Source organism: Kitasatospora sp. NPDC002965 (assembly GCF_040611255.1).
Classification (GTDB): domain Bacteria; phylum Actinomycetota; class Actinomycetes; order Streptomycetales; family Streptomycetaceae; genus Kitasatospora.
Genome location: NZ_JBEXNT010000086.1, coordinates 24,487 through 33,545 on the forward strand (window position 1 = coordinate 24,487; position 9,059 = coordinate 33,545).

The following is a 9,059-nucleotide window of genomic DNA, read 5'->3' on the forward strand; positions in this document are numbered from 1 at the left end:
GCGAAACCTGAGAGGAACATCACGTTTACGCGCTGCTCCCTTTTCGGGCCCGCCCTAGTCTGCCACCCTGGCAGCCTCTGCCCGGACGTCGCGTCCAGCGGACTCCCAGGAATCCCCCGCAGGGCACGATACCGCCCGTACGGATCCGGTCGCCGGGCGAGGCGGTGCGAAGCCGCGTCCACCGGGCAGCGAGACTAGGGGGATGAGCACAACCCGCACTGGTCCCCTCCGCCGGCTCCTGCCCGCCTGCGCCGTCCTGGCCCTCCTGGTCGCCGTCGCCGGCTGCAGCAGCACCGGAGGCAGACGCGCCGAGCAGGCCCGCGCCCAGGCCTCGGCCGCCGGCGGCGCCGTCACCACCCCCCGCTGGAAGGTCGCCATGGTGACCCACGCGGGCGCCGGCGACGCCTTCTGGGACACCGTGCGCAAGGGCGCCGAGCAGGCCGCCGCCAAGGACAACATCACCTTCCTGTACTCCAACGACGCGCAGACCCAGAACCAGGTCCAGCTCGTCCAGGCCGCCATCGACCAGCGGGTCGACGGCCTGCTGGTCACCCTCGCCAAGGGCGAGGCGATGGCCGACGTGCTCGGCAAGGCCAAGGCCGCCGGCATCCCGGTGATCACCATCAACTCGGGCCAGGAGTACTCCGCCCGGTTCGGCGCGCTCACCCACATCGGCCAGGACGAGTCCACCGCCGGCCAGGCCGCCGGCGCCGAGCTGGCCGCCCGCGGCCGCAAGAACGTCCTCTGCGTGATCCACGAGCAGGGCAACGTGGGGCAGGAACAGCGCTGCTCCGGTGCCCAGGCCAAGTCCGGCGGCCCGTTCCAGGTGCTCTACGTGGACGGCGTCAACATGCCGGACGCCCGCGCGGCGATCTCCGCCAAGCTCCAGTCCGACCAGGGCATCGACACCGTGCTCACCCTCTCCGGCCCGATGGCCGCCACCGGCCTGCAGGCCGTCCAGGACGCCCGCCGCCAGGTCGAGCTCGACACCTTCGACCTGGGCACCCAGGTGGTGTCCGGCCTCAAGTCCGGCTCCGTCGGCTTCGCCGTCGACCAGCAGCCCTACCTCCAGGGCTACGAGGGCGTCGACCTGCTCTGGCTCTACCGCTCCAACCTCGACATGCTCGGCGGGGGCAAGCCGGTCGCCACCGGCCCGCAGATCCTCACCCGGGAGAACGCCGACGCGCTCGCCGAGTACGTGGCGAGGGGGACGCGTTGAGCACCTCGGACGTCCTGGCCCAGGACCGCCCGGCGGCGCTGCGCAGGCTGGCCGCCCGGCCCGAACTGGGCGCGCTGATCGCCGCCGCCGCGGTCTTCCTGGTCTTCGCCGCGGTCGCCGAACCGTTCCTGCGGGTCTCCTCGCTGGGCACCGTGCTGTACGCGGCCTCCACCATCGGGATCATGGCCGTGCCGGTCTCGCTGCTGATGATCGGCGGCGAGTTCGACCTGTCCGCCGGCGTGCTGGTCACCACCGCCGCGCTCACCTCCTCGATGGTCTCCTACCAGCTCACCGCGGTGACCTGGGTGGGCGTGCTGGTCTCCCTGGGAGTGACGCTCTCCGTCGGCCTGTTCAACGGCTGGATGCTGGCCCGCACCAGGCTGCCGAGCTTCATCGTCACGCTCGGCACCTTCCTGATGCTCACCGGCGCCAACCTCGGCGTCACCAAGCTGGTCTCCGGCACCGTCTCCACCAAGCCGATCTCCGACATGGAGGGCTTCGCCTCCTGCCGCTGGCTGTTCGCCTCCGAGGTGACGGTGGGCGGCCTGACGATCAAGGCCACCGTCTGGTGGTGGCTCGGCCTGCTGCTCGTCGGCAGCTGGGTACTGCTGCACACCCGCTTCGGCAACTGGGTGTTCGCGGTCGGCGGCGACGCGGACGCGGCCCGCGCGGTCGGCGTCCCGGTCGCCCGCACGAAGACCGTGCTCTACCTGTTCGTCGGCTTCGGCGCCTGGGTGCTCGGCCAGCACCTGCTGTTCTCCTTCGACACCGTGCAGTCCGGCGAGGGCGTCGGCAACGAGCTGATCTACATCGTCGCGGCCGTCATCGGGGGCTGCCTGATCACCGGCGGCTACGGCTCGGTGGCCGGCTCCGCGCTCGGCGCGCTGATCTTCGGCATGGCCAGTAAGGGCATCATCTACGCCCAGTGGAACCCGGACTGGTTCAAGTTCTTCCTCGGCGGGATGCTGCTGCTCGCGGCCCTGCTCAACTCCTGGGTGAAGCGCCGTGCCGAACGGGGGCCGCGATGACCGCGCCTGACACGACGACGGCGCCCGCCCCGGGCACCGAGCTGCTCGCCCTCGAAGGCGTCGGCAAGACGTACGGCACGGTCCGTGCGCTGGAGGACGTCTCGCTGACCCTGCGGTCCGGCGAGATCAGCTGCGTGCTCGGTGACAACGGCGCCGGGAAGTCCACGCTGATCAAGATCATCGCCGGGCTGCACCGGCACGACGCGGGCACCCTCACGGTGGGCGGCGAGGAGGTCCGCTTCGACTCGCCGCGCCAGGCCCTCGACCGCGGCATCGCCACCGTCTACCAGGACCTCGCCGTGGTGCCCCTGATGCCCGTCTGGCGGAACTTCTTCCTCGGCTCCGAGCAGGGCTACAAGCGCTGGGGCGGGCTGCGGCTGGACGCCGACGGCATGCGCGCCACCACCCGGAGCGCGCTCGCCGACATGGGCATCGACCTGCCCGACGTCGACCGGCCGATCGGCACCCTCTCCGGCGGCCAGCGCCAGTGCGTGGCGATCGCCCGCGCCGTGCACTTCGGCGCCAGGGTGCTCATCCTGGACGAGCCGACCGCCGCGCTCGGCGTCAAGCAGTCCGGAGTGGTGCTCAAGTACGTCACCGCCGCCCGGGACGCCGGTCTCGGCGTGGTGCTGATCACCCACAACCCGCACCACGCGTACCTGGTCGGTGACCACTTCACCCTGCTCAGGCGCGGTCGGATGGCCGGCAGCCACGCCAGGGCGGAGATCGGCCTCGAACAGCTCACCACCGAGATGGCCGGCGGCTCCGACCTCGCCGAGCTCTCCCACGAGCTGGCCCGGCCCACCGCCCCCGGCCCGGCCGCCGATCCCGCGCCCGGCGACCCGCGGTCCCCCCGCCCCGCGCCCGCCGATCCCGTGCCCGCCGATCCCGCGTCCACCGACTCAGCCGAGGAGCGCCCGCAGCCGTGACCAGCCCCCAAGGCACCACCCGGCCTCCGGTCCTGCCCACCCTGCTCGGCCTCGGCCCGCGCGCCGAACGCCGCCGCCGCTCCCTGCCCGCCGGCCTGCTGAGGCTGCCGACCATCGGTGTCGACATCGGCGGCACCAAGGTCGTCGCCGGCGTGGTCGACGGCGAGGGCAGGGTGCTGGAGAAGCTGCGCACGGACACCCCGGACAAGTCCAAGAGCCCCCGGGTGGTCGAGGACGTCATCGTCGAGCTGGTGCTCCGGCTCGCCGACCGGCACGACGTCCACGCGGTCGGCATCGGTGCGGCCGGCTGGGTGGACGCCGACCGGGCCACGGTGCTCTTCGCCCCGCACCTGAACTGGCGCAACGAGCCGCTCCAGCAGGCGCTCAGCGAACGGCTGCGGTTCCCGGTGATCGTCGAGAACGACGCCAACGCCGCCGCCTGGGCCGAGTGGCGGTTCGGCGCCGGCCGGGGCGAGGACCACATGGTGATGCTCACCCTGGGGACCGGCATCGGCGGCGCCGTCGTCCGCGACGGCTTCGTCGACCGGGGCAGGTACGGGCTCGCGGGCGAGTTCGGGCACATGCAGGTGGTGCCCGGCGGTCACCGGTGCCCGTGCGGCAACCGGGGCTGCTGGGAGCAGTACTCCTCGGGCAACGCGCTGGTCCGCGACGCCCGCGAGCTGGTGGTCGAGGAGTCCCCGGTGGTCCAGCCGCTGCTGGCGCGGGCCGGCGGCGTGATCGAGGGCATCACCGGCCCGCTGGTGACCGAGGCCGCCCGGGCCGGCGACCCGACCGCCACCGAACTGCTCTACGAGGTCGGCACCTGGCTCGGGGTCGGCATCGCCAACCTGGCCGCGGCCCTCGACCCGGGCCGCTTCGTCATCGGCGGCGGCGTCTCCGAGGCCGGTGACCTCCTCCTCGGCCCCGCGCGGGACGCCTTCCGCCGCGCCCTGACCGGCCGCGGCTTCCGCCCGGAGGCGACCATCGTGCACGCCGCGCTCGGCAACGAGGCGGGCCTGGTCGGCGCCGCCGACCTCGCCCGCCAGGTCGCCCGACGCTTCCGCACCATCAAGCGGCGCCGGGTCGAACGCACCCTCCCGTAGGCCCTGCAAGGCGGCCGGGCGGAGGGCCGGAGCACAGGAAGTCGGCCCGGCCGACTTCCTGCTCAGCGAGCGCCCCGCAGGGACGCGTCAGCCGGCCGACCGCCAGCGGTTGCGGCCGTCCGACCCCGGGGCGCACACCATGGGCGTGCCCTTGCCGGTCACACCGGCCGCGCCGGCAGGGGAGCAGTACGAGCCCCCGCGGACGGTGCCCGCGTCACTCCCGCCGGTCGAGGATTCGCCGGTCGAGGATTCGCCGGTCGGGGAATTGCCGGTCGAGGAATTGCCCGAGGTGGTGGAGCTCCCGTCCGTCGTCGTTCCGGACGCGCCGGTGGAGGCGCTGCCCGAGGTGGTGGAGCTCCCGTCGGTCGTCCTGTTCCCGCCGGTGCTCGTGCCGGACCCTCCGGACGTGGTGCTGTTCCCGCCGGTGCTCCCGACTTCGGTGGGTCGGGTGGCGGGGACCGGCGGGGAGGGCTTGGAGGACCTCGGGGCCGCGGCTTCGGGCGCCGGGGTCTGCGTGGCCGGGATCGGAACCGGTGCCGGCGAGGTAGTGGCCGCAGGCGCCGGTGCGGCCGTGGGGGCCGGGGCCGGAGTGCCGGTGGGCGCCGGCGTCGCTACCGGGCTCTCCGCGGGAGGGGAACCCGTCGCCGTGGTGGCGGACCCTGTGGGTGAGGGCGTCGAGGCGGCGGCCGGGGCGGGCGGCTGCGCGGCCGGCTTCGGGCCGGTCGCCACTCCGATCCACACCAGGCAGCAGAAGGCCGCCACCGTGCTGCTGAGCAGCTTTCTCCAGAGCGGTCTGGGCCAGGTCCACGCGATCAGGAAGGTCGAGAACGGAAAGACCACCATGCTCGCCACGTGTACCCCGCGCCGCTGCCACCAGGGGCGCGGCGCCGGACGGGGGGCGGTGGGGAACTGCGGCGGTGCGGCCGGGTGCACGGAGAGTCTGCGTCCTTCGTGGGAGAAATCCATGGGTGCGTGCGCAAGCGGTAAGCCATGTGAGTGGCTGTTCATCCTTCCTGCATGTCGAACTCGTCAGGAGGCCTTCCGACTCTTCGGGCGGCTGTACGCGTCAACTACCCGTTGGTAGCGTCGCGGCCCTGTTGTCGGGGTCACGGCCTCTGTGAAACAACGGAGTTGACGCCCGATCAGTTACTCGGAAGGATTTCGGATGAGAGCGCTGGCTCGAATCGCCCCGCCGTTGCTGCTTGCCACCGCCCTGGTGTGCTCGGTCGCCGGCCCTGCCGGGGCGGCCGGGCCGCCGTCGGCGACACCGGCCAAGGTGCCCGAGGCCGTGGGCCGGGGCGGGGCGGTGGCCAGTGTGGACGCCGACGCCACGGCCGCCGGGATCGAAGTCCTGCGCAAGGGCGGGAACGCGGTGGACGCCGCCGTGGCCGTCGCCGCGGCGCTCGGCGTCACCGAGCCGTACTCGGCCGGGATCGGCGGCGGCGGGTACTTCGTCTACTACGACCACGACACCGGCCGGGTGCACACCATCGACGGCCGGGAGACCGCCTCCCGGACCGCCGACGCGTCCCTGTTCCTGGAGGACGGCAAGCCGCTGCCGTTCGCCGACGCCGTCACCAGCGGCCTCTCCGTCGGCGTCCCCGGCTCCCCGGCCACCTGGGAGACCGCCGTCCGGCTCTGGGGCAAGCGCCCCTTCGCCGAGGCGCTCGCACCCGCCCGGCGGATCGCCGAGCAGGGCTTCACCGTCGACCAGACGTTCCAGGACCAGACCGCCCTCAACCAGGCCCGGTTCAAGGACTTCCCGGACACCGCCAAGCTCTTCCTGCCCGGCGGCGGCCTCCCGGTCGTCGGCTCGACGTTCCGCAACCCCGACCTCGCCGCCACGTACGCGCAGCTCGGCCGGGAGGGCGTCAAGGCGCTCTACCGGGGAGACCTCGCGGCCGACATCGTCCGCACCGTCCAGCACCCGCCGGTCGACCCCGCCTCCGGCCGCGTCGCCAGGCCCGGCAAGGTGGACGCCGTGGACCTGGCCGGCTACCAGGTCCGCCGGCAGCAGCCCACCCACGTCGCCTACCGGGACTACGACCTCTACTCGATCGCTCCGTCCAGCTCCGGCGGCACCACCGTCGGCGAGTCCCTCGGCATCCTGGAGGACGGCGAGGTCGGCGACTACGACGCCACGCAGTACTACCACCACTTCCTGGACTCCACACGGATCGCCTTCGCCGACCGCAACCGCTGGGTCGGGGACCCGGCGTTCAACGACGTCCCGGTGCGGGAGCTGCTCTCCGCGCGCTACGCCGCCTCGCGCGCCTGCCTGATCAGCCCCGACCGCGCCCTCACCAGCCCGCTCCCGCCCGGCGACCCGCGTCACCCCGCCGACTGCGCGAGCGAGGGCGTGGCGCCCACCGCCGAGCCGTACGAGGGCCTGAGCACCAGCCACCTCACCGTGGCCGACCGCTGGGGCAACGTCGTCTCCTACACCCTGACCCTGGAGCAGACCGGCGGCAGCGGCATCACCGTCCCCGGCCGCGGCTTCCTGCTCAACAACGAGCTGACCGACTTCAACTTCACGCCGCTCGTCCCCGGCGTTCCCGACCCCAACCTGCCGGGCCCCGGCAAGCGCCCGCGTTCCTCGCTCTCGCCGACCATCGTGCTGCGCGACGGCGAGCCCGTGCTGGCGGTCGGATCGCCCGGCGGTGCGACCATCATCACCACCACCCTCCAGGTGCTGCTCGGTCGCCTCGACCGGGGGCTGAGCCTGGAGCAGGCGATCGCCGCACCGCGGGCCAGCCAGCGCAACACGGCCGCCACCCAGGCCGAGCCGGCCTTCCTGGCCCTGCCCGAGCGGGCCCGGCTGGAGGCGCTCGGCCACGTCTTCGCGAGCACGCCGGAGATCGGCGCCGCGACCGGCGTCGAGCGGTTGCCGGACGGCCGCTGGGTCGCGGCCGCCGAACCGGTGCGGCGCGGCGGCGGTTCGGCGGCGGTGGTCCGCCCCGCTCCCTGACCTGCCCCCCGACCCGGGCCCGACCAGAGCCCGACCCGGGCCCGACCCGGGCCCGGGCCCTGCGGCCGGGCCGGATTGTCGGTGCCGTTCGGTAGATTCGGGGTGGACGCCTGCCAGGGCGTCCACCCCTCGTCCGTACCGCCATCGGGAAGGCCGCCCGCCGTGACCGTCCGCATCGCCACCTGGAACATCAACTCCGTCACCGCGCGGCTGCCCAAGCTCCTCGAATGGCTGGAGAGCGCCAAGCCCGACGTGCTCTGCCTCCAGGAGCTCAAGTGCGCCGCCGACGCGTTCCCGTACGAGCCGGTCCGCGAGCTGGGCTACGAGACGGCCGCGCACGGCACCGGCCGGTGGAACGGCGTGGCGATCGTCTCCCGGATCGGCCTGGAGGACGTCGTCCGGGACCTCCCCGGCCAGCCCGGCTACCTCGCCGACGACGCGCTGCTGCCCGACGTCGAGCCGCGCGCCGTCGCCGCCACCTGCGGGCCGGTCCGGGTCTGGTCGGTCTACGTGCCCAACGGCCGCGAGGTCGACCACGCCCACTACCGGTACAAGCTGGAGTGGCTGGAGGCGCTGCGCCAGGCCTCGCTGGAGGACGCGGCCGGCAGCCGCCCGTTCGCCGTCCTCGGCGACTTCAACATCGCCCCGGCCGACGAGGACGTCTTCGACGTCGCCGCCTTCGAGGGCCTGACCCACGTCACCCCCGCCGAGCGGGCCGCGCTGGCCGCCCTCGGCGAGGCCGGCCTGCACGACGTGGTGCCCCGCCCGCTCAAGTACGACCACCCCTACACCTACTGGGACTACCGGCAGCTGGCCTTCCCGAAGAACCGCGGCATGCGGATCGACCTCACCTACGCCAACAAGCCCTTCGTCGACGCGGTCACCGACAGCTACGTCGACCGCGAGGCCCGCAAGGGCAAGGGCACGTCGGACCACGCCCCGGTCGTCGTGGACCTCGACCTCTGAGTCACGGTGGGTGACGGCCGGTCGCTCGAACGGCTCCGAGCGGTGGCCGGGCGGGGGAGAGGTGCCTACCGTCGGTGAGTAACTGGGTGTAGTTGTTCGATCACGTGGACATCCGAGTCCGCGGCTGCGCCCGAGAATCCCGGAGGTTCCGGCATGCGCCCCACGCGTACGGCCGCCGCCGCCCTGATCGGCGCAGCGGTGCTGACCGGCCTGACGGCTCCCACCGCGCTGGCCAAGGACGGCGCCGCCACGGTCAGCCCGACCCAGGCCGCACCGGGCCAGACCGTGACGGTCACGGTCTCCTGCGAGAAGTCCGACAAGCCCGAAGCCAAGACCATCACCGCCAACTCCCAGGCCTTCGAGGGCGGGCCGGCCACCCTCACGCTCGGTTCGGACGGCAAGCACACCGGCTCCGCCCGGCTGGCGGGCAAGCACAGCGGTGACAGCAAGGTCGACGGCACCTGTCCGGACGGCGGGGCCTTCGCCACCACCGTCACCGTGACCACCGTGACGGTCTCGTCCTCCGGCGCCGGGTCCACGCCCTCGGGTCTGGGCGGGTGGAGCGAGGCGGCCGGCGAGTGGGCCGGGTCGCTCGGTCAGTCCGGCGCGGGCAGCCAGCAGGTCGCCCCGCACGGCGCGGTGAAGACCGGCCTCGGTGGCTCGGTGGCGGCCGACCCGCTGGAGCTCGCGGGTGGCGCGCTGCTGATCGCCGGCGGCGTCGGTGGCTTCTGGCTGCTGCGGCGGCGGGCCGGTACCGGGTCCGCCTGAAGACGTGCCGGCCCCGGAGGGGTTCGCGCAGAGGTGGGGGGGCGGGGGGGGGGCGGCGGGCGGCCCCGCGGGCGGGGC

At 73.8% G+C, this 9,059-nt stretch carries 8 protein-coding genes; all 8 read left to right on the forward strand.

All coding sequences use genetic code 11. From position 1 onward, the window contains the following. Window positions 1–202: 202 nt before the first annotated feature. On the forward strand, window positions 203–1,219 hold the full coding sequence (locus ABZY91_RS27910) for a substrate-binding domain-containing protein (RefSeq protein ID WP_329948888.1): 1,017 nt from the start codon (window positions 203–205) through the stop codon (window positions 1,217–1,219). Then, complete coding sequence (locus ABZY91_RS27915; RefSeq protein WP_355405725.1) at window positions 1,216–2,247, forward strand: ABC transporter permease; 1,032 nt, start codon at window positions 1,216–1,218, stop codon at window positions 2,245–2,247. Before ABZY91_RS27910 ends, ABZY91_RS27915 begins: the two co-directional genes overlap by 4 nt. Beyond that, complete coding sequence (locus ABZY91_RS27920; RefSeq protein ID WP_355405726.1) at window positions 2,244–3,176, forward strand: ATP-binding cassette domain-containing protein; 933 nt, start codon at window positions 2,244–2,246, stop codon at window positions 3,174–3,176. Before ABZY91_RS27915 ends, ABZY91_RS27920 begins: the two co-directional genes overlap by 4 nt. A gap of 41 nt (window positions 3,177–3,217) precedes the next feature. Beyond that, window positions 3,218–4,279 (forward strand): ROK family glucokinase, encoded by a 1,062-nt coding sequence (locus tag ABZY91_RS27925; RefSeq protein ID WP_355405733.1) that lies wholly within the window; start codon window positions 3,218–3,220, stop codon window positions 4,277–4,279. A gap of 289 nt (window positions 4,280–4,568) precedes the next feature. Next, window positions 4,569–5,363 carry a hypothetical protein gene (locus ABZY91_RS27930; protein ID WP_355405727.1) on the forward strand — a complete coding sequence of 265 codons (795 nt, stop codon included), beginning with the start codon at window positions 4,569–4,571 and terminating at the stop codon, window positions 5,361–5,363. 81 nt (window positions 5,364–5,444) lie between these two features. Next, window positions 5,445–7,247, forward strand: coding sequence for a gamma-glutamyltransferase (ggt, locus tag ABZY91_RS27935; RefSeq protein ID WP_355405728.1), 1,803 nt, complete (start codon window positions 5,445–5,447; stop codon window positions 7,245–7,247). Between the two features lie 162 nt (window positions 7,248–7,409). Then, window positions 7,410–8,213, forward strand: a complete 804-nt coding sequence (locus tag ABZY91_RS27940; protein ID WP_329880456.1) for an exodeoxyribonuclease III — start codon at window positions 7,410–7,412, stop codon at window positions 8,211–8,213. 153 nt (window positions 8,214–8,366) lie between these two features. Continuing rightward, a complete protein-coding gene (locus tag ABZY91_RS27945) occupies window positions 8,367–8,981 on the forward strand; it encodes a hypothetical protein (protein WP_329880455.1) in 615 nt (204 codons plus the stop codon). Window positions 8,982–9,059: the final 78 nt, after the last annotated feature.

Bases quoted from the DNA above. Each gene is read 5' to 3' on its own strand.
- ABZY91_RS27945 (WP_329880455.1), top strand. From the start codon at position 8,367: ATGCGCCCCACGCGTACGGCCGCCGCCGCCCTGATCGGCGCAGCGGTG.
- ggt (WP_355405728.1), top strand. From the start codon at position 5,445: ATGAGAGCGCTGGCTCGAATCGCCCCGCCGTTGCTGCTTGCCACCGCC.
- ABZY91_RS27910 (WP_329948888.1), top strand. From the start codon at position 203: ATGAGCACAACCCGCACTGGTCCCCTCCGCCGGCTCCTGCCCGCCTGC.
- ABZY91_RS27920 (WP_355405726.1), top strand. From the start codon at position 2,244: ATGACCGCGCCTGACACGACGACGGCGCCCGCCCCGGGCACCGAGCTG.